Origin of the sequence: Paenibacillus sp. LC231 (genome assembly GCF_001860525.1) — a bacterium.
Classification (GTDB): domain Bacteria; phylum Bacillota; class Bacilli; order Paenibacillales; family Paenibacillaceae; genus Paenibacillus_AQ.
Window position 1 is genome coordinate 1 of record NZ_JFOM01000013.1, and the last position, 21,780, is coordinate 21,780.

The window sequence follows — 21,780 nt, forward strand, 5'->3', positions numbered from 1 at the left end:
CTACGTGTTACTCACCCGTCCGCCGCTAACCATCAGGAGTGCAAGCACTCCATCAGGTCCGCTCGACTTGCATGTATTAGGCACGCCGCCAGCGTTCGTCCTGAGCCAGGATCAAACTCTCCAATAAGGATCGGAAGGAATCTCATACCCGAAGGTGATGAGGTGTTCCATCCTATGTTTGACTTGCTCATTTCTTAACTGACGAGAATTTGTTCAATTCTCTATTTCAACTCCCCACCAAAGTGGTTCGTTTTACTCACTCGTTGTTCAGTTTTCAAAGATCAACTTCTTTGTCTTTCGCCGAAAACTCATTTTCAGCGGCGACCTTTATAATATATCATGGTGCCCATCATTTCGTCAAGAACTTTTTTTGAAAACTTTTTTAATTCGACATTTTCTTAACCGAATTATCAAAGTCCCTTTCGAAGGGGCGAGTTATAATTTATCACAGAAACAGGTGGCTCGTCAACATGATTCGCCAATTTTTTTTCGACTTCTTGTAACAAACGTTCTGACACATTTTTGCATGACTGATACATCCTATTATCCACACTAACGTTAGATACTGTTTCCTGAGACGCTGTTTTATAACCGTTATATCCAATACTTCGGCACAAAAAAAGAAGGACTCGCGTCCTTCCTTAGTCGGTGTAGTACCGAATGGCTTCTGTTCCGTAAGACCGAACACCTCTCCACATCGGAACTTCCTTCACAAGCGATTGATAGACCAGCTTGCGCATCACGATCGGCAGTTCCTTGGATACAGGTGCCAGCTCAGGGTGGAGAATAAGCTCCTGTATCGTCCAGGGATTCCGTCGGCTTCTTAAAACGCGGAGCAGCAGCGCTGCTGAGCTCTCCAGCTTGGATATCATAGAGAATTCATAGGCCAGCAGGGCCAACTCCACTCGCTGGCCGAGCGTTTCCGTACTGACCGTAAGTTCTTCATATAATTTGCGGACGGGTGTATTCAATCCTGTAATCTGCTCCCAAACAGCCGATTCCGGATGAATTCCCCGCTCGATCAGTTCAAGCTGCCCCCAATGATGCAGGCCTTCTAATAGAGTATGGTAAGCATCCAGACCCCGCTCTTCCTTCAAGAGCATCTTGGCATCCATATACTTTTGCAAGAAGTGGGCAAATCCAATAAACAATTTTTGCTCCCGGAACGGTTCAGCAAACCTTAGGAAATCACGGCGCAGATTGGACAGGCGATCTTGGTCGTCTTTTATGATATCTCCTTCTAGGAAGCATTTGATCAATACTTTATGTGTGCCGCTCAGAAGCTCCCGATGCAAATCATCCAGCCCAATGCTTATCACCTGGCAGCGTTCCCCGCCTACAATAGAATGCTGGATGGGAGGCTCATCAGGTGTTCTGTCATACGCTACAACAATATTGACCTCAAAATCATAAACAAGCAATCCTTGCTGCCTTTTGTCCGAATTACGGTATGCTATCGCCCCTACAGCATCCTCATCAACCGTATTTCCATAATAAAAAGAAAAGTTGGTTAATTCCACGTTTCCCTCCATACATTCCTTGGCGAATTTCAGCCATTTCAGTTATAATGTAATTCTACATGTCCATGTAAGTTCCTTCTTTTAGGAGATAAGATCTTATGAAGGCGATAAACGAATATACCAGATTTCATTTCTCGGTTCACGTTATTTCATAAACAACTATTTGAATGACAGGAGTTTTCGAGCCATGATCTTTAAGAACGCAAAAATCAACGCCTTCCGCACTTGGGGATTGCTGCTGACGATGTTGGGTATGGGCCTTATGGTGCTTGGTACAGCCGGAATCGTATTCTTCGGCCAAGCAGGCAAAATATTTGCCGGAATCGGATTGGTGTTTGGCCTGATTATGATGCTGGGGAGTCTCGGCATTTACTTTTGGGCGGGTATGCTATCCACGAGTGCCGTCCAAATTCAGTGTCCGGAATGCAATAAATTGACCAAGATGTTGGGTAAAACCGACCGCTGCATGTTCTGCCATACGATTTTGACACTGGATCCAAGCCAGGCCAACATCACAGCAGAAGAGCTTGAAGCCCAGCAGACCAGATCCTAAAGTGATATGCAGAAACCTGCTACTCAATAGGATTTGCAACTCGTAGGACGATTAAACACAAAGAACCCGGTTATCCTCGTGATAACCGGGTTCTTTATTATGATATGAAAATAAGTTCTACTAATCCTTAATCATGTATGGTCTTCAGAACATGCCAGGTTTCCGGAATGGCAAAACTTCGGTTCCACGAAGCAATGCCGCCAAGCTTCAGCTTTTTGGCCATATTCACTCGGGATTGCAGAGAAGTGCCGTCCTCCATCCATATTTTCTTGATGGATTCTCCCTCAGTGAATTGGACATAATTCTGTCCTGTACCGGCATCAAGCGTACCTTTCACCTTCTGTTCCTTAAGCAAGGCCTGCAGCTTCTCCATGCCAATCGCTTTGGAGGACACCTTCGTCTCTCCCGCTTCGCTTGTTTCCGTCCAGACCCGTGTATATAGCGGTACGCCCAACACCAGCTTGGATGACGGTACCGCGTCCTCTTCCATGATTCGCCTTACCGACTGCTCGGCCCATGGCAGCGAGGATACGGATCCCGCTTTCGGACTCGCGGCCCAGTGCTCGTCATAAGCCATCACCATCATGTAATCAACCGTCTCTCCGAGTCGTTTCCGATCGAGAAAGAGCGACCACATCTCGCTGTTCGATTTTGGCGTAACATCGATAGAAACGATAAGCCCTCTGGCTTTGGCCAGCGGCTTCATCTCCCGGACGAACTGAACGACATGATCCTTATCTTTGGTATGAACATTTTCAAAGTCGATATTGATTCCGTCGAGTTTATATTGTTTGGCATAAGCCAGCATCTGCTCGATAATATGCGATCTTCTATCAAAAGTAGACAGCGCCTCGGTTGTCATATCCGGATCGAAGCTGTTGTCCATCAGACCCCAAACCTCCATGTTCCTGTTATGGGCCCAGCTTACATACTGCTGAACGGCTTTAGATTTGACCGTGCCTTCACCATCCACAATGCTGAACCAGGTCGGGCTGACCACATTGACACCGGGCAGTTCGCCAATGCTATCTGTGCTGGGATTTTTATTATAAACAGCTTCCCATGCCAGATTGACCGCCTTGTCCTTCCATTCCAGCTCGGCCCGCGAAGGAGTCTGCGCAAGCATCGGAATTTCCTTTACGTCCCCAAGTTTAACCTGCTCTTTGGGAACATATCCCGTATACCCGTTATCTGCCTGAACGAATAACCGCCCCGCTTCTTCACGCCATACGCGAAGCCGCTCACCGGCCGGCATGTCCAGTACAATCGGAGACTTCTTCTCCCCGCTCTCACGTAGAGCCACGGTTTCCTCAGGATTACCGGGTGCTGCTTCGGCAAGCTGAATCGAATCCCCCGCACGCATCAGAATAATGGCGCCTGTCGCCGAGTCTTCGTGAACGGTCACGCCATAATGCTGTTTGAGCGGCTTAATCGGAACATAGGCAATGCCGTCAATCAGCTTAGGTGCGTAGGGAATGGTAACCGCCTTGCCATTCAGCTCGCCCTTCGTGCTCTCCATCTTCATGCGGAATACGGATTCCGAAGTCGTTACAAGGACGGATTCTGTTTCTTCCTCATAACGAATGTTGGCATCCACGCTCTCCTGAATAACCGTTATCGGCAGCAGCAGCTCTTCACCGGAGCCCCGGGCAGGCTGTTCCTTTAGCTCTCCCTGAACAAAAATCGGCTTGTCCATTCCACGCCAATCCGGCACGGTATAGGTCTGGTTCGGAAATAATGTGGTGACAACCCACCAAGCGCCCGCCGCGATCAACAACAACCCCAGAAAGAAAGAGCCCCCTCTCGTGCGCCTCTTCTTTCCCCGATATCTTCTTCTTGCCAAACTACTCCCCCATTTCACTCTCGCTCATTACTAACTCCTTGACGCCGAATAGCGCCCTTAAAAATAAAAACGTGTGGAATGGTTCATTCCGCACGTTTATTTATAACAACCGGCGTCTATTGGCAGGACTTGCAGAGCCCATACAGCTCCATTCGTAGTCCCTTTACTTCAAACCCGGTGCTTTTCTCCGCTTGTATTCCAACATCTTCAAGGGACGGATAGCTGAAATCTTCAATTTTACCGCAACTCTGGCATATGACATGATGATGATCCGATACGTTAGCGTCGAAACGACTCGAGTTGTCCCCGTAGGTCAGCTCACGCACCATGCCGGCTTCAATAAACATTTTTAGATTGTTGTATACTGTGGCTACGCTCATACTAGGAAAATTAGGTTCTAGAGCCCGATAAATATCATCCGCTGTCGGATGGCCCATAGATTCCACCAGATACGTTAAAATTGCATGACGTTGCGGCGTGATACGGACACCGGTCGTTTTCAGTTGTTCCAGCGCATGCTGTACGGACGTTCCCATGGTTGCCCACCGCCTTTAAGTTTAACTGGTTTTTACAAAACCTATAACGTTCTTAGACTTCATTGTACGGCGTTTCTTGGAATGTTGTCAATCCGGCAGAGGCGTCCAGCCCCCGCTGTTCCGGCCTTCCTCCTGTTCCGGATAGCTTCGGAAGATGTTCAGATTACTGTTTCCCTCTATATGAATGGAATGTTCGCCTGTACCGGATTCGCCGGAAATGGTTTTCTGTTCAATTAGAAGATTGGGCAGCGTTGTCAGAATTCTGCCATAGCTAATCGTCCCTTCAAGCTTGTAATCACCCTCGAGCGGAACGTGAAGGTTCATCTCACCAACCGCACTATACACATTCCAATCGCCACCAATGCGGGATGACCGTATAGCCACTCCACCATTGAGGGATTCAGCGCTTAATTGCGACTCTGCCCCGCTGATCAGAATGTTGCCGTTTCTCGTCTGAACCCGGATATGATCGTTCGTTCGCTTTACCGTCATATTCCCCACTTGCGTGGTCAAATCCGTTTCGCCCGTAATGTCGACGGCCAGCATATTCCCCCGGTTAGTCGACATTTTAATATGACCGGTAACGCCGCGCGCCGTCATGTCGCCATTTAAGGTCTTGCCCGTAACATTTCCGTAAATCCGATCCATCGTAATGGGCCCGTTACCGCTCTCCAGCAAAATATTCTCAATCGCTTCCACGCGGTTTAGGGTTATGGCACCGTTCATCGTCCGTATCTCAAAATTGAATCGTCGATCATCCGGAACCGCGATGTTCACATTCATACGGGGCTGCCGTTTGCCCGATTCTCCATAGGCCTTCCCCTTGGACCGAATCGTAATCGTCTTGCCTTCCCCCACTTCGATCGTCGACTGCTCGGCGATCGCTTCGGCTAAACCGGGCTGCTCCTGATCGACCCATACTTCCGTCTCCACCTTGATATCGTCTACATCCTGCCTTGTGATGGAGATGTCCCCGTTTAAGTGATCGACGATGATTTTCTCGGTTTCAAGTTCAACGGGAATCTCCAGTATCGGCTTCTCGAACCGGTTACCTTCAGCTTCGCTGTAATCCACTCCCGCCGCCGTCAAATTCAGGCTCACCCGATTCCAGAGATGGAGAAAATGCTCCTGCTGGGAAATGACGAATACGGAGGCCGTAACAGCCACTGCCAGCAGAATCCCCCTCAAGTCAGGCCGAAACCGAAATTCTTTGCGTCTGCCCAAGAGACGCGACAGCGTGTACCTGACTATATATTCAACACCGAGCAGGATAAACAACAGCGGCCACCAGCGCTGGAGCATAAATATATAATCCGTGCCTCTCCACTCGTCCAACAGCAATAAAACGCCCGTGCATACAAGCAGCAAGGCGGCTGTATATCGTCCCACTCTAATTTTATGTTTCATCCGTCTCCTCCCCTCATCGGTTATCACCGTACCACTGTATGCGTTATAGGGATTTGCCCTTGTCTCTTCGGTGGCGGAGAGCTTCCCGGATCCCCGCCCATATCCCGATAACGATCAGCATGATAGCAGAGGCTTCCGCACCATAATCGCGGATTCCTGCCTGCAGCCAAGGCGGCTTCTGGTGAAACAAAATGAGCAGCGCCCCGGTAACAACCAACATGAGGCCAAAAGCGATTCCCCGCTCACCCCTGAACGGATGATTCCGTCCTGATCCGTCCTCGGAAGCAGCAGCCGCTGCCTCACCGCGTCTTTTTCGGGAAATAATATATTCCGCTGCCTGCAGCACGTCATACACGTTATAAAAATACCCCACCGGTATCAGAAGACCCAGAACGACAAGCAGCGGTACATTGATCTGCATTCCAATGGAAGAAAAATATAAAAGCGCCGATATGTCCAGCAGCAGCAACATTATAAATGTTATCCCCTTACGGTACATACCGAGGTACAAATGACCCAGACCCGGAATGAGAGCGGCTAATAGAAGTGCGTATAATTTCCGCTTTTTTCGCTGCAGCCCCGGGTGTCGCCTAACCTGGACCTGATGCCGTTTCTTCTTGCTGACTTGGGTTTGTGGTTCGGGTGTTGGATTCATAACCTTCTCGCCTCCTTCCAAACATCCTGGGACAGGCGTTGTTTTACGATGTTTTCTTTGATAGTACCCCAACAAGGAGCTGAAGTAACTGGCAAAAAACTGGATAGACCGTCCGCAGAAAGCTGGCAAAGCTACAAAAAAACGGCACCGCCGGTGGTTCAGCAGTAGCCGTTTGTTATGCTTCATTCCCTACCCTATTCAGCCGTTACCATCGTTACATGGCCGATTCCCCGCAACTGCCGGGTGATCTCCATCGGTTCGAATTTGCGATCGGTCAAGACCTGCAGCGAGATTTCGAGCCCTAATACCGCAGGCTGCAGCTCCCCGTATGCCGCACCGCTTCGTTCGTTAACGATAAGCTTCTTGATCACGAATTCCTGTTCCTCCAGAACAGCGGATATGTCATCCAAAATATTCGGCGTATTCGCTGCGTGGACAGTAATCAGATGCAGTTTGCTGCCGCGGATGTAACGCTGCTCCAGCTTATTGAAGACAACCAGATTAAGTAGAATTAGCACCGTCGATACGATCGAAGCAAAATAAAAGCCGGCCCCAATCGCTAACCCCACGGCCCCCACAACCCAGATGGACGCAGCAGTGGTTAGTCCGGTAATGGATTTACCTGTAAACAGAATGGTACCGGCACCCAAGAAACCGATCCCTGTAATGACGGCCGTTGCCAAGCGCGCTGGATCAATCCGAACGTTAATCTCGTCTACAAAATCGGAGAAACCGTAAATGGATAACAGCATAATAAGCGTAGAACCCAAACATACCAATATATGCGTGCGCAGCCCTGCAGCATGGTTCGAACGTTCCCGTTCAAAACCGATCAAGCCGCCAAGCAGCATAGCCAGCAGCAATCTTAATAAAATGGATACATTATCTATCACCCAAGGATTATTCAAAAGAACGATACTCCCCTCACGTCTGCTTCAGTCGCTTATGCTTTATCATTCATTGTATATGAAGATGGAACTCGGTCAATTCCACACCCGGAGCAACCTCAAAAGCGTGATTTTTAACAAACCCGAATTTCTCATACAAGGTTACCGCAGGCGTATTGCGCGTCCCTGTTGAGACTACGAACATGGGCGCCTCCTTATAGGATTCCAACACGTGGCGGATTAATGTCCCCGCGATCCCTTTGCGAAAATGACCCGGATGGACCATCATTCGTGATATGGTGACCTGCTCCTGTTCCGGCTCGACTGCGATTGCTCCGATAAGATCGCCTTCTTCATTAATATAACCAAAAAAGGTTTCCCCGCTCGAACGGATCGTATCGAAGGTATCCTGCAGCGGAGGGATTTCCGAGAATCCGATTAATTCAGCTTCCAAAGGGTACGCCATGTGCTGCAGACTCCATATCTGCTGGACGGTATCCCTATCCTCCAAAGATAATGCTCTTATCATATATTCATCCCCTGACCAAGTTATTATAAGAAAAACGTCTATCGACGTGCGCTCAAAAGAAGAAAGACCGCGTTAAGGGGTAGTCTTTCTTGCGATATCAGGCAGCAGACCCTCCGATGTTTATACTTTCCGATATCTTAAAAAGGAACTTGCCCCTGATGCGGGGCAAGCTCCCATTACCTAAAAAACAATTCGAAGAACATGGCGGATACACGTTGATTATCCGTTCAGCACCTCAACCAGCAGTTTGTTGGCCAGCGCAGGATTGGCTTTTCCCTTGCTCTCTTTCATCACTTGACCCACCAGGAAGCCGATCGCTTTCTGTTTACCTGCCTTGTAGTCCTCCACGGATTGCGGATTGTTTGCAACCACCTGCTCGACAATGCTCTTGATTGCTCCTTCATCGCTGATTTGGACAAGGCCCTTCTCCTCGACGATTTGCGCAGGCAGCTTGCCGCTCTCCAGCATCTCTTTGAAGACGGTTTTGGCGATTTTGCTGCTGATGGTTCCCTTCTCGATCAATCCGATCATCTCGCCCAGGCCTTGGCCCGTGATCTTCACTTCAGACAGCTCCAGATTGTTCGAATTCAAATAACCCAGCAAATCTCCCATGATCCAGTTCGAAACGGATTTAGCATCCTTCGTATAGTTCAAGCTGTCCTCGAAGAAGTCGGCGAGCAGCTTGGACGACGTGATGACCGCAGCATCATAATCCGGCAATCCATACTCCGAAGCATAACGTGCCTTACGGGCATCCGGAAGCTCCGGAATCGTTGCACGAACGGCCTCTTTCCACTCTTCGCTAATATGCACCGATACCAGATCCGGGTCCGGGAAATAACGGTAGTCGTGCGCCTGCTCCTTCCCGCGCATGGAGAAGGTTTTTGCCTGCGCTTCGTCCCAGCGGCGGGTTTCCTGTACGATCACGCCGCCCTCATCGAGAATTTCCGTTTGCCGGTACTGCTCATATTCCAAGCCGCGCTGTACGCCGCGGAAGGAGTTCATATTCTTCAGCTCGGCCTTCGTGCCGAGTTCCTTCTGTCCCCATGGACGAAGACTGATGTTAGCGTCGCAGCGAAGCGACCCCTCTTCCATCTTCACGTCCGATACGTCGCAGTATTGCATAATCGCACGCATTTTCTCCAAATAAGCTTTGGCTTCCTCCGGCGTCGAGATCTCAGGCTCAGACACAATCTCAACCAGCGGCGTTCCTACGCGGTTAAAGTCAACCAGCGAGGCATAACCGCCATCCACGTGCGTGAGTTTACCGGCATCCTCCTCCAGATGGAGCCGGGTTATCCCGATTCGCTTCGTCTTTCCGTCCACCTCAATATCGATCCAGCCGTTCTCACCGATCGGCTGATCGTACTGGGAAATCTGGTATGCTTTCGGGGAATCCGGGTAGAAGTAGTTCTTGCGGTCAAATTTGCTGACATCGCCGATGGTGCAGTTCAGCGCCATCGCAGCTTTCATGGCATATTCCACAGCCTGGCGGTTTAATACAGGCAGCACGCCGGGATGGCCCAGACAGATGGGACATGTATGTGTGTTCGGCGGGGCTCCAAACGCAGTGGAGCAGCCGCAAAATATTTTGGAATTCGTATGCAGCTCTACGTGCACTTCCAATCCGATAACCGTTTCATATTTTGATGTAGACATCGATTGTTTCCCTCCTTCTCTGCCGCCGGTTTACAGTTCAGGCCGCCGTTTGTGGTGTTCAGTATTTTGCTCATAGGCATGCGCGACGCGCAGTACGGTCGACTCATCAAAGGCTTTGCCGATAATTTGCATACCTACAGGCAGTCCGTCCGCGAACCCGCAAGGAATACTGACTGCCGGCACACCTGCCAAGCTGACAGGAATCGTCAGGATATCATTCAAATACATCGTCAGTGGATCGTCCACCTGAGCTCCGAGCTTGAAAGCCGTAGTCGGAGCTGTAGGTCCGATGATGACATCATATTGCTCGAATACTTTATCGAAGTCCTGCTTGATAAGTGTACGGGCTTTCTGTGCCTTCAAATAATAGGCGTCGTAATAACCCGAGCTAAGCGCATAGGTACCCAGCATGATGCGGCGTTTCACCTCATCGCCGAAGCCTTGGCTGCGGGACTCATGATACAGGTCGATCAGGCTGCCTGCATTGTCGGAACGAACGCCATAGCGCACGCCGTCAAAGCGGGCCAGGTTCGACGAGGCTTCCGAAGAAGCGAGCAAATAATATGTTGCTACCGCATAGTCGGTATGCGGGAGGGAAACTTCATCCCAGGTAGCGCCCAGCGCTTCGAGCACCTTCAGTGCGTTCAGGACGGTTTCCTTCACTTCAGCGTCAACGCCCTCGCCCAGGTATTCCTTAGGCACAGCAATGCGAAGACCGGTAACGTCTCCGGATAATGCGCTCAGATAGTCGGGCACGTCCACTTTGGCAGATGTCGAATCCATCGGATCGTAACCGGCAATGGCTTGCAGGACATAAGCGGAATCTTCCACATTTTTCGTCAAAGGTCCGATCTGATCCAGCGATGATGCAAAGGCAACAAGGCCGAAACGGGATACGAGGCCATAGGTTGGTTTCAGTCCCACGACACCGCAATAAGAGGCAGGCTGCCTGATGGAACCGCCTGTATCCGACCCCAGCGCAAAGTAAGCTTCACCTGCAGCTACGGCCGCAGCCGAGCCGCCGCTTGATCCGCCGGGTACCCGCTCTAAATCCCATGGGTTGCGCACGGGATAGAAGCTGGAATTCTCATTGGAGCCTCCCATTGCAAACTCGTCCATGTTCAGCTTGCCGATTGTCACCGTATCCGCTGCACGTAGCTTACCGACAACCGTTGCATCATAAACCGGTGTGAAATTGGACAAAAACTGACTAGCGCATGTGGTGCGAAGTCCTTCTGTCACGATATTATCCTTGATTCCGACAGGAAGCCCGAACAACAGTCCGCGCGTTCCCTCTGAAGCCAGCCTCTCATCCAAAGCCTTGGCGGATGAACGAGCGCCTTCTTCGTCCAAAGTAATAAATGCCTTCACCCGATCCTCACGTTCGGAAATACGAGTAAAAGCTTGGTCAACCAGATCGGTTACGGAAAGCTCCTTATTCTGCAGCTTATTATGTATCTCCGTTAACTTGTAATCAAACAGACTCAAGTGTGTATCCTCCCTTCAGGCTATTCCAATACAGCAGGTACTTTAATTTGATCGTCTTCTTCATCCGGTGCGTTAAGCAGCACCTTCTCGATAGGCAAGCTCTCGCGTACCTCGTCTTCTCTCATGACATTGCTGAGATGAAGCACGTGTGTAGTCGGCTCAACACCTTCTGTATCCAATTCATTTAACTTCTCGGCATATTGTAAAATCGCATTCAGTTGGCCGGTAAACATCTGCTCTTCTTCAGGCGTCAAATTCAAACGGGCCAGCTTCGCTACATGCTGAACATCCTTATCGGTAATGCTCATGGCTTTGCATCCTCCTTCATGCCCCTATCCAGTTAAAGGGGTAAAGTCTGTCACGACAACTTTTCTCATTATATTGTAGAAGCATGCAAGATTCAATCCAAACAGCTTGATGCTTGCTGCTTCGGAGCTACTTTTCCATTCCATCAAAAAAGAGTCGGCCTCAGCCGACTCTTCTAAATCCAAGCACGAAGATTCACTTGTTTGATGAAATCCGCCTGGGATATTGCTTCCTTGGTTTCTTCTTCCTCTTCAACACTTTCCAACTCGCCGTTCATCACTTGATGAAACAGCTTCTCATTATATGTCGACAGGGCGAAATCGATGAGCGCTTCCCGCTCGACCCGCTCAGCTTCCTGCTTCAACACGATTGATTCCAGCTCGACATCATCTGCCGGAACAAAAAAATTACGGTTGAGGCTCGGAATCCGAATGACGTAATCGAACGCATTGTCCGGATTTCGGTCATAGGCGATGATATAACCGTATTGACCGATTGGAAGATTCTGCTCAAAGGCGTCCGCAACGATTGTAATCTTTTCCCCTAAACGCAGCATCGTCTACCTCCTGAGTTGTCTATCCTTTTTTAAGAGATAAGAAAATATAAACTTCAGAGGCTTATCATCCTTATCTCGCAAGAAAAACTTCCGCTAAATACGGTCTCTCTTCTGATAACGTACGTCGATGACGTTTTTCTTGTCTTCATAGTCTACTAAAAAAAGATAGAGATGTCCATGTGATTCAGATAAAACCTGAATCTCCCATGAAAACTAGGATTGCGGGGACAGCGGACTCCTTCTAAGCAGCCTCGCGGCAACGATAATCGACACCGCCATAATCAGCATGGCAACGAGTATCGGTGACCACGCGCTGCTCCCTGCGCCAAGAATTCGCTCAGCGGCCATGCTGCTTAAACGACCCGGGCTCCATAGAACGCGGGAGGGCAGCAAACCGGATAAGAGCGAAAGTACGCCGGCAACTGCCAAGCTGATGAAGGCCGCAGCCGGCCCGCGAAGGACGGCACCGAGGGGCAGCACAAGCGTTACGATCCAGGCCAGCCATACAGCATATAAGCCCCCGCCGCTGGTAACCGATCCCCATTCCAAAGGACCGATGAGCTGATACGTGTAATATGCAGCACCGCCAAGTCCAATCGCAAAAGAAACGACCAGCAGCGTCATCAAGGCGGCCCATTTGGCAGACATCATGGGAATCGTGGATACCGAACGGGCGAGAACAAGCTCAGCCGTGCCGGTGGCTCGCTCCCCTGCTACCGTGTTCATTCCCGCCAGCACAAGCACCAGCAGGCCGATGGTGCTGAATTGGCTCAAGGTTGATGCCATAACATTCTCGGCGGACGGGACGGTAAATAATGCCGCCGCTTCCGGTGGCAATTCCCCGGCCATGGTCAGGATATCCGGCAAATAATAGGTGGAAACCGGCTGCATAATGCCAAGAAGCAGGAAGACTGCAGGCACCCAAATCCATTTATAGGTCCGGCTGGCCTCGAGCATTTCTTTTTGATAATAAATCCAGAACGACTTCATGAGCCCACCACCTTCATAAACATATCCTCGAGCGAAGACGTGCCTGCTTCAAAACGAAGCAGCTCGATTTCGTCATCGGCAAGCTCCTTGATTAAAGCAGCCCGTGCAACATCCATATCCGTCACCATCAGCTTGGCGCCGCGTTTGCCGAGTTCGATCTCATGCACATAAGGACGGTTCACAAGACTGTCGAGCCAAGCAACCTCCCGCTCCCCCGGTTCAACCTCAATCGATAGGACCGGCTGGCGATATTTCGTGCGAAGTTCGCTAAGCGCCCCTTTCTCCGCAATTTCCCCGTCTACCATCAGTACCATGTCATCGCAGATTTCCTCCGCATCGTGAAGCACATGGGTTGAGAACAGAACGGTGACTTCCCCGCGCAAGCGGCCCAGCAGGTCCATAACCTCACGACGCCCGATCGGATCAAGCGCCGATACCGGCTCGTCCAGCATGATCAGCTCAGGCTTATGCACCAGCGCTTGAGCAATGCCAAGCCGCTGCTTCATTCCGCCGGAGTAACCGGATATTCGGCGTTTGGCCGCCTGCTCCAGGCCAACCATTTCGATGACTTCCCGACTTCGCTTATTAGCCTCTCGTCCAGATAATCCCGACAGCTTGGCGCTGAAAGACAAGTACTCCATGCCCGACATCCAGCTGTAAAACTTCGGATACTGAGGCAAGTAACCGATCCGGTGACGCCAGCCGTTCGTTTGCGTATCGGCTGAACCATATCGGATCTCACCCCGGGTTGGAGGTATTAATCCGGCCAGCATCCGCAGTGTAGTTGTTTTGCCGGCACCATTAGGACCAAGCAGGGCCGTACAGCTTCCTCGCTGCAATTCAAATGAAATGCCCTTAACCGGCGTGATGCTTCCTATGCTTTTCGTCAATTCATGAATGCTTAAAATTTTTTCCGTCAAGCTTCCCGCCTCCCTGCAACAAAATAAGCAACGCTGCCAAGAAGGTTACCCAGCAGTATAATCAACACCCATACCCATCTCGGTCCACGTATGTTTGCTGGCTCTGCCCGAAACAAAGATATCAGCCCCGTTACTGCGAGAATGGCTTGCAGTGCAAGAATCGGCCAGATCAATCCCCAATTAATTTCCATAATAATCCCCCATGTTCCGTATATAATGAAGAAACTTAAGACTTGCGGTCATCTTTGTGGATGACGAATATCCAGTAAAAGAGCAGCGGCATCGGCATTGTCGTAGACCCCCATATCCCCCAAAACCAAGCCATCTTGCCAAGCCCCCGCTTCCTCGCATCCAAGAAAAGCCATGTCCCTTGAATCAGCACAAGCACAACGGCAAGGATGATCACTCCCAGCGGACTCTCGTTAACTTCATTCATCAGATCCCCTTCTTTCCGGCAGATCTCAGACTCTTGGAAAATACAAGAACGGAAATCCCGGCAACCATGCCGAACCCGTGAATAAACAGTAGGATCTTCGGCGCCGCCAAGGCAGCCATCAATCCGCCACCAACGATAAAGAGTGAAATCAGAAGAAAGAGCAGCAATTCGTATTTCATCCGCCGCCGCTTGCGCTCCAAAGTATGAACGGCCAGCGTATGCAATCCTTCCAGGGATGGGGATGGCGCATCCTCAAACAATTGATCCACCCGCTCCATTTCTTTGGTAAATCCTTCAATCCATATTTCGTCCTCATGCTCAGGTCCTTTGACCATCGTCACCCATCTCCTTTCGCAGCTGTTTGATACCATAGGCTGTTCGTGATTTCACCGTTCCTTCGGGAATACCAAGCATCGTTCCGATTTCATCATAGCTATAGCCGTAATAATGCTTCAGCAGGATGGCAATCCGGTGATCCTCAGATAAGCGGGATAATCCATTCAGCATATCCGTCCAATCCTCTCCCCGCCGCTCCATCTGCCAGCGCATCCGCCTTGCCGATTGAACGGCTTCCTGCTCCAGCCATTTCTTCTCCCGTTTCTTTCGCCGGGTGCTATCGATGAACAACCGGGTAGCAATGGTAATCATCCAGGAGGAGAAAGACGAAGTCCCGTTATAACGGTTCATATTCTCCATGCATCGAACAATGGTATCCTGTGCAGTATCCTCTGCAACCATCGGGTCCATCGTCACCTTTAGCAAATATTTATAAAGATAGGAATAATGCTGCTTGAACAGCAGCGCCATAGCCGCTGCATCTCCTAATTGCGCTTGTTGTATCAAACCCTCTTCATCAGGGATCATGAAAAAATCATCACCTTCTTTCGCATTCCAACCTTAATACGATTAACAACAGCCAATCGTTCAAATGGAGTTTTATATTTATCCTGTACCGAATGATATCAATTATTAAAACCTATCATGACGGTAAGAAATTCATCGATATCTGTAAAAAACTCAAAAAAAAGCAGCCGACTAAAAATTCGGCTGCCCTCTCCAATAGAAAGAATCCATTCAGTTCATGATGAGGGTGTCATGTTCGCATGTCGATCTATTGATTAAATCGTATAACCTGCAGCCGATGATGCCATGGCTGCTGCGCGATCCCTTCATCCTTCACCAGCCTGTCCCAGACAACGGAGGATATTTCCGTCTGAATCTGCCGGTGGAACTCCGGTTGTCGATCAATCGCTTCGCTTCTTGTTACACTCCCGTTCAACAGCGATAGATGATCTTTCCTCACTGGCGCTTCCCCCTAATCACGTCCATGCCAAAAAACTCCCCATAAAATAAAAGAACGCAAACCGGGATGAATTCCACAGTCTGCGTGCTTCGCAAGGGTAACAATTAATTAACCGTATTGTATCAATGTTGTCCAGGTTTGTCCAGACAAAGTTTCCCGATTTATGTCGGAAGCTATCTTATCGTCTGGCAGGAACGTAAGGATTCCGCTGCTTTTCATAACCGATGGTTGTTCGAGGACCATGGCCGGAATACACAACGACCTCATCCGGGAAGGTATACAGCGTATTTTGAATGGAATTAATCAAATCACGTTCACGGCCTCCAGGAAAGTCCGTTCGCCCAACCCCGAGACGGAACAGCACATCGCCGGAAAACAGATCATTTCCACACTTGAAGCTTACGCTTCCCGGGGAATGTCCCGGTGTATGAAAGACGCTGAAGGTATGTCCGATGAGCTGCAGCTCAAGTCCATCCGCCAAATCGTACTCAGCCGGCTCGGTGGACAGCGGTTCCGTTACCTGCGGCCACATCATCGAGCCGTTAAGCTTCGGATTGGTCAGCCATTCACTCTCCAGGGTGTGCAGGTAAACAGGACAGCCCTTCAGCTTGCGGATCTCCTCAACGCCCCCCATGTGGTCAAAATGCGCATGGGTCAGCAGGATGACTTCAATCTCCAAATCGGCTATTCGCTTCACAAGCGGCCCCGGGTTCATGCCAGGGTCGATAATGATCGCTTTGCCTTCAACAGGTCCTGTCAGTAAATACGCATTCGTCTGTAGCGGTCCTAAATTAAAGGTTTCAATATGAAGTGTCATGATTAGAACCCTGACATCAGTTCACGCAATTCCTTAATGATGGCAGCGTGGAACTCATACCCTTCCCCGTAGGCTTGAAGAATGCTTTGCCGCGTGACGGCAAGATTGTCCTGATAGTCCGACGCTTCGCGATCCGGATTGTTCTGCTTGAACTCAATCATAAACTTCTGAACATGCGCCGGACGCGGTCCCCACGTGCCGAGAACATGTCCCCCGGTATCCGAAATGATAACAACCGGAATGGAACGGGCACCCATGGTCAGGAACTGATCCATGACGTCCAGATTCTCTTCCATAATCAGCACTTCCGTCTCAATTCCCGCGGTCTCCATCGCGCGAAATATGACAGGGATATTGCGCGCAACATCGCCGCACCAATCCGCTGCCAGAATGAGGACCCGCAGATCATCCCTGAAATTGAGGCTTTCAAAAAACTCTTTATCCTCTTCACTCTCCCAGACAAACTGTTCATATCCTGCCTTGAACGTCTCCTGGTTCTTCTGCATGCCGTCCATAAATCGCTGTGGAGATATGCCTGTCCCCAAATGATTTGCCATATTCATACTCATTCGTTATTTCGACCTCGCTTTCGATGATTTTATCCATTTTATCAAAAAATAAAGAATCATGACGGCCAATGCCCCCAGCAGAATTTCCTGCACGTATGGCCCTGCCTTCTCGTCAATATGCTCCCATTGATCGCCCAGAAGCAATCCGAGGTATAAGAATAATGCCGTCCATGGGATAACGGCTAGGGTGGTCAGCAGCGTAAACCTTCCCACAGGCATCTTGGATATGCCTGCCGGTATGGAAATCGCATGCCGTACCACCGGTACAAACCGTGCCGTAAATATAACGCCGGTACCATACTTGCCGAACCATTCTTCAGCGTAATCGATATGCTTCTTCTTAATCAATATGTACTTCCCGTACTTCTCCAAAAAGGGCCTGCCTCCGTAACGGCCGATCCAATAAATAAACAACTGTGCGAGCACACCGCCAACGGTACCAAAAATCATGGCTCCGATAAAGTTAACTTCACCTAGGGATACCAGATAACCGCCATAGGCAAGTACGATCTCGCTTGGAATGACCTCCACCATTAAACCTATCATGATTCCAAAATAGCCCAGCTGCTGGATCCATTCAAACAATCTGGCTACAGCCTCGTATAAGAATTCCACGCTTGTCCCCCGCTTTCTTCCTGCGTTGATTTCTTATACTAGCCTATTCTAACACAGCTCAGGACATGCCTTCTACTGCGCCCAATTATAGGCGGCACAGTGACTTTCGCCCGTTTCGGGACATATGGTGAAGCAAAGGAGTGAGTTACGCATGCATTCTCCCCATGCCAAACAACCGGGCAGCAAGCCCCCCTCCCCGCGCGGTATACGGCGGGCCTGCAGCAAAGAATTATACCGCACGACCAAACGTCTCAAGCTGTACCTTCCTCCGGAATCCTTGAAGCAGGGCGAAGAATTGTATTACCGGAAGGTGATCGGCAATTTGATCTGGATCCACGAAAACTACAGTAATAAGAAGCTTTTGTGCGACTGGTGGGAAAAGGAAGTCTGCGGCGAACTGGCCGAGCTATGGGAGGTTCCGGAACGTCAGTTGGCCTCGGCCTTCCGGGATGCCTTCGGCGGATAACACTGCGCTTCCTTGTACTAGCAACTATCCTGAACGGGCAGGCACGCGATAAGCCGCTATAGATAGCGACACACGATTCACGTTAGCGGCGGGCGGGGATATCTGCCTGTTCAGGCTGCCTTGCCGCGTGCTTTCGTGTTCCCCCATTCAACGTTTTTTCCAATCGTGTGGTTTGCCTTACCGCAAGTATAGACAGATCGAATTCCCGGTCATTCCGATGAGAATCCATCTCATGAAGATTTGCCGCAAGGGAACGATAGCGCTTCAAGATATTCAACCCGGTCCGGGCCGCTTTAACCGATCTGACGGATTCACCTGCCGTCCGGTGCCAATCTGCGAGGGAAGCCAGCTTCAGCACGGCTCGGGTTTGTTTGACATCATTGAACCGATCCTGATCGATGGCCGCTAGATACCAAGCTGCTGCTTCTTCCGATTGGCCTCGGAGCGAGTAAGCCTCTGCCAGCTTCCAGCTCAGCTCCGGGTGATTCGGTGCATACACCATACTTCGCTTCAGCAGCGGGATTCGCTGGCTTGGGGGAAGCCAATCCGCCAGGCTCAATGCTGCCTCCGTGTTGGCGGGGTTCCACTTTAACGAGGATTGGAGGAGCGCTGTTTGCGCTCCCGGCGGTTCCGAAGCGGCCCTTCGCTCTTTGACCTCGCTGATGCCCAGCGCAGCAGCGAGAAGAACCCAGCCCGCGAGCAGAATGATCGCCGTAACCCGGAGCAGTGACAGCGACTGTAACGGCGGATATTCCCGCTTCGTTTTATAAACAGCTAGCCGCTTCCTCCCTATTTTGAACCGTTTGCGTCTTTGAGTTGTATGAGGTCCGTTTTGCACTTCCCGACCAGAAGGAGTCGTAGCGAAGCCCATTACCTTAAGCCACAACAGCAGCAGCCATACCAGCCCAAAGCTCCAGTCAAAATCCACAGCCGCGTGCACGATCAGCACAAGGACAGCGGGCATGAGCCGGGAGCTCACAGTTATAAGCCTTGCCACCATAAAGCTAACCAGAGCAAGGACAAGCAGCAGCCCGATCACTCCCGTATTCAGCAGGATATCCATATATCCGCTGTGCACCTCGGCACCCACGTAGGGCTGGGACTGAATGGCAAGGTAGGACTGCCGCCACGTCTCCCCTCCCCGTCCCAGCCACAGCGACGACCGGGCCAGCTGCCATGCGTCGCTGTATAGGAGGCGGCGCGCGCTCAGCGTTGCCGAGCCGCCAAGTGTCCGATCCTGCACCTGATGCAGGATCAACGCTCCGGCTGCGGCAGCCAGCAGTGCCGCAGCTCCCAGGGCCCCTGGCGCGGCATACCGCCGCCGCGGGCCCCCGCTGTGCCGCCAGCGGCACAGCAGCAGGCCGGCGAGGACGCCGCCGGCCCAAAGCCCGGCCAGCCACAGCAGGCCGGGCAGCACCTCTGGAGCCAGCTTGGCATCAGCCAGCTGGCGGTACAGCAGCGCCGCGCTCGCCAATGGCGCGGCGGCGGCCACCAGGAGCGGCGCGAAGGCACGCCGCTCCTTAGCGAAGCCGGCCGCGCACGCGAGTGCGGCCGCGAGCCAGGCGCCGCGCGACTCCGTCAGGAGCAGCGCGGCAGTGTAGGGCAGCAGCGGCAGCAGGGCAGCCGCTGCGCGGAGCGTGCCCGTCCGGGACCGCAGGACGGGCGGCAGCGCGAACAGCCGCTCCAGCAGGAAGGCGGCCATCACGGCCCCGAACGTGTTCGGGTACTGAAGCAGGCCGCCAAGCCTCGCGCCGGACGCGCTGATGTCCGCATCCGCCGTATGATAGATCCCATACGGCAGCTCCAAAAGCCCATATACGGCAAGCAAAGCGCTGCCGCACAGCACAGCGCCCAACAGATGCCAGCCTATTTGCATCAATCGTAAGCCGTCACCTGTACGGCTTATACGCCAGGCAACAGCTGTAAAAGAGGCATAACTTCCCCACAGGATGATCTCCTTCATCGTGCCTTCCAGTGAGAGCGGTCGCCCGATCCCATGAAGCACGTACATGAGAATCATGCCGCAGATGCACCCCAATACCACTCGCAACCCTTTATCTAAATTAACCAAGCCCAATATCGTGCCCGTGCCAGGAATTCCCCGGCCTTGGATTCCATCATGCCGTTTAGCTGCCATCATAAGCAGCAGAAGCATCCCAAACCCTGCTCCGACCCCATAGACATCCCCGTCAAAAAACATCCCGCTCCGGATACCTGCCACAAAGACAAGTGCAATCAGCATCATCCCGCAAATACGATGCAGGGTCCTCCATGCCATGAACCAGCGCCCCCGTTCCGATGCATAACCATTCATCCCCGGCTGCTCCTTACAGGGCATCCGTCCTTCGTGGCCAAACCATCTATTAGCATTGTGGGCAAGGACATACGTTGTTATTCTTGTAGCAGCGGCGGGGAACTCATCGGCGCTATAAGGCCGCTTGACCCCCGAAGTTTATACTTTCTGACTATCTAAAAAAGCGATGAAAATGCAGTCGCACTTTCATCGCTTTTTCCGGAATCCGCATGATGTGATTTTACGTATCCGGCAGCAAGTCCTTGCACGCCCGTTCCAGATATGGCGAGGCGCTTAAAAAATCGCGGAACGCGGTATATTCCTGCTACAGCTTATCCCGATCTCCCGCAGAACCGCTAACCGCCCGGATCAATATATTCTTCGGAGTATGTTCCATATCAATAAACTCCAGCAGCTGCGTCTTGTAACCCATCAGATCGAGGAGCTTGGCTCGAATGGCGTCCGTGGCAAGGGCCGAGAAGCGTTCCTTCAATATACCGTGGGACAGCAGCGGCTCCATAACAGGGCTTTGGACTTGGGAGAACAGCTCATGCTGGCAGCAAGGCACCGACAGAATGACTGAAGCGCCCCAACGGACCGCTTTTTCCAGCGCAGCGTCTGTTGCCGTATCGCATGCATGCAGCGTGACCACCATATCCACCTGCTCCAGTTCGTCATATTCCGCAATGTCCCCGACAAGAAACTGCAATTGAGTGTAGTTCAGTTTTTTCGCCAGCATACTGCAGTGTTCGATGACATCCGCCTTGAGATCCAAACCGACAATATTCAGCTTTCTGCGCGCAGTTACCGCCAAATAGTGATATAAAGCGAAGGTCAGATAGGATTTGCCGCAGCCAAAATCAACGATCGTCAGTGGACGGCCCTCCGGCAGATGGGGAAGCACATCCTCAACCATCTCCAAAAACCGGTTGATCTGTTTGAACTTATCGTATCGGCGGGCAAATACTTTGCCCTCTTCACTCATGATGCCGAGTTCCACCAGAAACGGAACAGGCTCTCCCTCTTCAAGGATATATGTCTTTTTCCGGTTATGGGACAAATCCGTTTTTGTCTTGGAGGGGGATTTGGTCAGAATCGAAACCTTGTATTTCTTCGAGATCAGAACCTGATAGTCCGCTTCCGGCGTATACATCATCGCTTGCCGGAATACATTCTCGAACATGTCAACCAGCACGGCCTCCGCCTCATCGGCCGGCACGTTCTGATGGGTGACTTTGGTTCCGGAATAATAGGCAAACTGATAGTGCAGCTTGTTCTTGAGCTCTACGGGCTTAACCGTTACTTTGCTGTAGGTCATGCCTTCCCGCTTGCGGAGCTGGCTTAGCGTAGCCGTGATCAATGATCCTTCTTCCATGATGTTGTGAATCAATTTTCTTAATGCATCCAAAAGGTACATCTCGCTTTCTTTATA

At 51.1% G+C, this 21,780-nt stretch carries 24 protein-coding genes, 1 rRNA gene and 1 pseudogene; 2 read left to right on the forward strand and 24 right to left on the reverse strand.

What is annotated here, in order from left to right; genetic code table 11:
- A 16S ribosomal RNA gene (locus tag AK95_RS08695) occupies positions 1-127 on the reverse strand; the annotation flags it as partial.
- 514 nt (positions 128-641) lie between these two features.
- A complete protein-coding gene (locus AK95_RS08700; RefSeq protein WP_071219577.1) occupies positions 642-1,520 on the reverse strand; it encodes a nucleotidyltransferase-like protein in 879 nt (292 codons plus the stop codon).
- A gap of 187 nt (positions 1,521-1,707) precedes the next feature.
- Here AK95_RS08700 and AK95_RS08705 point away from each other — a divergent pair, with 187 nt between their 5' ends.
- Entirely contained in the window at positions 1,708-2,073 is a 366-nt protein-coding gene (locus AK95_RS08705; RefSeq protein ID WP_071219578.1) for a YgzB family protein, read from the forward strand.
- 127 nt (positions 2,074-2,200) lie between these two features.
- Here AK95_RS08705 and AK95_RS08710 read toward each other — a convergent pair whose 3' ends face one another.
- From AK95_RS08710 to uptA, 20 genes are all read right to left on the reverse strand, one after another.
- Positions 2,201-3,916, reverse strand: a complete 1,716-nt coding sequence (locus AK95_RS08710; protein WP_071219579.1) for a glycosyl hydrolase family 18 protein — start codon at positions 3,914-3,916, stop codon at positions 2,201-2,203.
- 116 nt (positions 3,917-4,032) lie between these two features.
- Positions 4,033-4,452, reverse strand: a complete 420-nt coding sequence (gene perR / locus AK95_RS08715) for a peroxide-responsive transcriptional repressor PerR (RefSeq protein WP_071219580.1) — start codon at positions 4,450-4,452, stop codon at positions 4,033-4,035.
- Positions 4,453-4,539: 87 nt separating this feature from the next.
- Positions 4,540-5,859, reverse strand: a complete 1,320-nt coding sequence (locus tag AK95_RS08720; protein ID WP_071219581.1) for a DUF4097 family beta strand repeat-containing protein — start codon at positions 5,857-5,859, stop codon at positions 4,540-4,542.
- A 43-nt stretch (positions 5,860-5,902) separates the two neighbouring features.
- Positions 5,903-6,514 carry a hypothetical protein gene (locus AK95_RS08725; RefSeq protein ID WP_071219582.1) on the reverse strand — a complete coding sequence of 204 codons (612 nt, stop codon included), beginning with the start codon at positions 6,512-6,514 and terminating at the stop codon, positions 5,903-5,905.
- Positions 6,515-6,708: 194 nt separating this feature from the next.
- Complete coding sequence (locus AK95_RS08730) at positions 6,709-7,422, reverse strand: MgtC/SapB family protein (protein WP_071219583.1); 714 nt, start codon at positions 7,420-7,422, stop codon at positions 6,709-6,711.
- Positions 7,423-7,471: 49 nt separating this feature from the next.
- The gene (locus AK95_RS08735) at positions 7,472-7,930 is read right to left on the reverse strand and encodes a GNAT family N-acetyltransferase (RefSeq protein WP_071219584.1); all 459 of its coding nucleotides are present in this window, start codon (positions 7,928-7,930) and stop codon (positions 7,472-7,474) included.
- Positions 7,931-8,149: 219 nt separating this feature from the next.
- Entirely contained in the window at positions 8,150-9,589 is a 1,440-nt protein-coding gene (gatB, locus tag AK95_RS08740; RefSeq protein WP_071219585.1) for an Asp-tRNA(Asn)/Glu-tRNA(Gln) amidotransferase subunit GatB, read from the reverse strand.
- Between the two features lie 30 nt (positions 9,590-9,619).
- Complete coding sequence (gene gatA / locus AK95_RS08745) at positions 9,620-11,077, reverse strand: Asp-tRNA(Asn)/Glu-tRNA(Gln) amidotransferase subunit GatA (protein ID WP_071219586.1); 1,458 nt, start codon at positions 11,075-11,077, stop codon at positions 9,620-9,622.
- Between the two features lie 20 nt (positions 11,078-11,097).
- The gene (gene gatC / locus AK95_RS08750) at positions 11,098-11,385 is read right to left on the reverse strand and encodes an Asp-tRNA(Asn)/Glu-tRNA(Gln) amidotransferase subunit GatC (RefSeq protein WP_071219587.1); all 288 of its coding nucleotides are present in this window, start codon (positions 11,383-11,385) and stop codon (positions 11,098-11,100) included.
- 173 nt (positions 11,386-11,558) lie between these two features.
- The gene (locus AK95_RS08755; RefSeq protein WP_071219588.1) at positions 11,559-11,939 is read right to left on the reverse strand and encodes an ATPase; all 381 of its coding nucleotides are present in this window, start codon (positions 11,937-11,939) and stop codon (positions 11,559-11,561) included.
- Positions 11,940-12,152: 213 nt separating this feature from the next.
- The gene (locus tag AK95_RS08760; RefSeq protein WP_071219589.1) at positions 12,153-12,929 is read right to left on the reverse strand and encodes an ABC transporter permease subunit; all 777 of its coding nucleotides are present in this window, start codon (positions 12,927-12,929) and stop codon (positions 12,153-12,155) included.
- Positions 12,926-13,849: an ABC transporter ATP-binding protein gene (locus tag AK95_RS08765; protein ID WP_071219590.1), complete on the reverse strand. Its 924-nt coding sequence runs from the start codon at positions 13,847-13,849 to the stop codon at positions 12,926-12,928. Before AK95_RS08765 ends, AK95_RS08760 begins: the two co-directional genes overlap by 4 nt.
- Positions 13,846-14,040: a PLDc N-terminal domain-containing protein gene (locus AK95_RS08770; RefSeq protein WP_071219591.1), complete on the reverse strand. Its 195-nt coding sequence runs from the start codon at positions 14,038-14,040 to the stop codon at positions 13,846-13,848. Before AK95_RS08770 ends, AK95_RS08765 begins: the two co-directional genes overlap by 4 nt.
- A gap of 35 nt (positions 14,041-14,075) precedes the next feature.
- Positions 14,076-14,285 (reverse strand): hypothetical protein, encoded by a 210-nt coding sequence (locus AK95_RS08775; protein WP_071219592.1) that lies wholly within the window; start codon positions 14,283-14,285, stop codon positions 14,076-14,078.
- Positions 14,285-14,620 (reverse strand): YxlC family protein, encoded by a 336-nt coding sequence (locus AK95_RS08780; protein ID WP_071219593.1) that lies wholly within the window; start codon positions 14,618-14,620, stop codon positions 14,285-14,287. Before AK95_RS08780 ends, AK95_RS08775 begins: the two co-directional genes overlap by 1 nt.
- Positions 14,604-15,149 (reverse strand): RNA polymerase sigma factor SigY, encoded by a 546-nt coding sequence (gene sigY, locus AK95_RS08785; protein ID WP_071219594.1) that lies wholly within the window; start codon positions 15,147-15,149, stop codon positions 14,604-14,606. Before sigY ends, AK95_RS08780 begins: the two co-directional genes overlap by 17 nt.
- Before the next feature lie 247 nt (positions 15,150-15,396).
- On the reverse strand, positions 15,397-15,588 hold the full coding sequence (locus tag AK95_RS08790) for a hypothetical protein (RefSeq protein WP_071219595.1): 192 nt from the start codon (positions 15,586-15,588) through the stop codon (positions 15,397-15,399).
- 178 nt (positions 15,589-15,766) lie between these two features.
- On the reverse strand, positions 15,767-16,405 hold the full coding sequence (locus AK95_RS08795) for an MBL fold metallo-hydrolase (protein WP_071219596.1): 639 nt from the start codon (positions 16,403-16,405) through the stop codon (positions 15,767-15,769).
- A gap of 2 nt (positions 16,406-16,407) precedes the next feature.
- Complete coding sequence (locus AK95_RS08800; protein WP_071219597.1) at positions 16,408-16,974, reverse strand: thioredoxin family protein; 567 nt, start codon at positions 16,972-16,974, stop codon at positions 16,408-16,410.
- Between the two features lie 3 nt (positions 16,975-16,977).
- Entirely contained in the window at positions 16,978-17,589 is a 612-nt protein-coding gene (uptA, locus tag AK95_RS08805; protein ID WP_071219598.1) for an undecaprenyl phosphate transporter UptA, read from the reverse strand.
- Positions 17,590-17,740: 151 nt separating this feature from the next.
- Here uptA and AK95_RS08810 point away from each other — a divergent pair, with 151 nt between their 5' ends.
- On the forward strand, positions 17,741-18,055 hold the full coding sequence (locus tag AK95_RS08810) for a hypothetical protein (protein WP_071219599.1): 315 nt from the start codon (positions 17,741-17,743) through the stop codon (positions 18,053-18,055).
- Positions 18,056-18,137: 82 nt separating this feature from the next.
- Here the strand turns inward: AK95_RS08810 and AK95_RS08815 are convergent, their stop codons facing one another.
- Complete coding sequence (locus tag AK95_RS08815; RefSeq protein WP_235613065.1) at positions 18,138-20,369, reverse strand: O-antigen ligase family protein; 2,232 nt, start codon at positions 20,367-20,369, stop codon at positions 18,138-18,140.
- A gap of 220 nt (positions 20,370-20,589) precedes the next feature.
- Positions 20,590-21,765: pseudogene (locus tag AK95_RS08820) on the reverse strand (class I SAM-dependent methyltransferase).
- Positions 21,766-21,780: the final 15 nt, after the last annotated feature.

What these genes read in the sequence shown, in the direction of transcription:
- AK95_RS08705 (WP_071219578.1), top strand. Translation starts at nt 1,708, where the DNA reads ATGATCTTTAAGAACGCAAAAATCAACGCCTTCCGCACTTGGGGATTG.
- AK95_RS08800 (WP_071219597.1), bottom strand. Translation starts at nt 16,974, where the DNA reads ATGAGTATGAATATGGCAAATCATTTGGGGACAGGCATATCTCCACAG.
- AK95_RS08810 (WP_071219599.1), top strand. Translation starts at nt 17,741, where the DNA reads ATGCATTCTCCCCATGCCAAACAACCGGGCAGCAAGCCCCCCTCCCCG.
- AK95_RS08725 (WP_071219582.1), bottom strand. Translation starts at nt 6,514, where the DNA reads ATGAATCCAACACCCGAACCACAAACCCAAGTCAGCAAGAAGAAACGG.
- AK95_RS08755 (WP_071219588.1), bottom strand. Translation starts at nt 11,939, where the DNA reads ATGCTGCGTTTAGGGGAAAAGATTACAATCGTTGCGGACGCCTTTGAG.
- gatB (WP_071219585.1), bottom strand. Translation starts at nt 9,589, where the DNA reads ATGTCTACATCAAAATATGAAACGGTTATCGGATTGGAAGTGCACGTA.
- sigY (WP_071219594.1), bottom strand. Translation starts at nt 15,149, where the DNA reads ATGATCCCTGATGAAGAGGGTTTGATACAACAAGCGCAATTAGGAGAT.
- AK95_RS08735 (WP_071219584.1), bottom strand. Translation starts at nt 7,930, where the DNA reads ATGATAAGAGCATTATCTTTGGAGGATAGGGATACCGTCCAGCAGATA.
- AK95_RS08770 (WP_071219591.1), bottom strand. Translation starts at nt 14,040, where the DNA reads ATGGAAATTAATTGGGGATTGATCTGGCCGATTCTTGCACTGCAAGCC.
- AK95_RS08760 (WP_071219589.1), bottom strand. Translation starts at nt 12,929, where the DNA reads ATGAAGTCGTTCTGGATTTATTATCAAAAAGAAATGCTCGAGGCCAGC.
- AK95_RS08815 (WP_235613065.1), bottom strand. Translation starts at nt 20,369, where the DNA reads ATGAATGGTTATGCATCGGAACGGGGGCGCTGGTTCATGGCATGGAGG.
- AK95_RS08720 (WP_071219581.1), bottom strand. Translation starts at nt 5,859, where the DNA reads ATGAAACATAAAATTAGAGTGGGACGATATACAGCCGCCTTGCTGCTT.
- AK95_RS08775 (WP_071219592.1), bottom strand. Translation starts at nt 14,285, where the DNA reads ATGAATGAAGTTAACGAGAGTCCGCTGGGAGTGATCATCCTTGCCGTT.
- AK95_RS08780 (WP_071219593.1), bottom strand. Translation starts at nt 14,620, where the DNA reads ATGGTCAAAGGACCTGAGCATGAGGACGAAATATGGATTGAAGGATTT.
- gatC (WP_071219587.1), bottom strand. Translation starts at nt 11,385, where the DNA reads ATGAGCATTACCGATAAGGATGTTCAGCATGTAGCGAAGCTGGCCCGT.
- perR (WP_071219580.1), bottom strand. Translation starts at nt 4,452, where the DNA reads ATGGGAACGTCCGTACAGCATGCGCTGGAACAACTGAAAACGACCGGT.
- AK95_RS08795 (WP_071219596.1), bottom strand. Translation starts at nt 16,405, where the DNA reads ATGACACTTCATATTGAAACCTTTAATTTAGGACCGCTACAGACGAAT.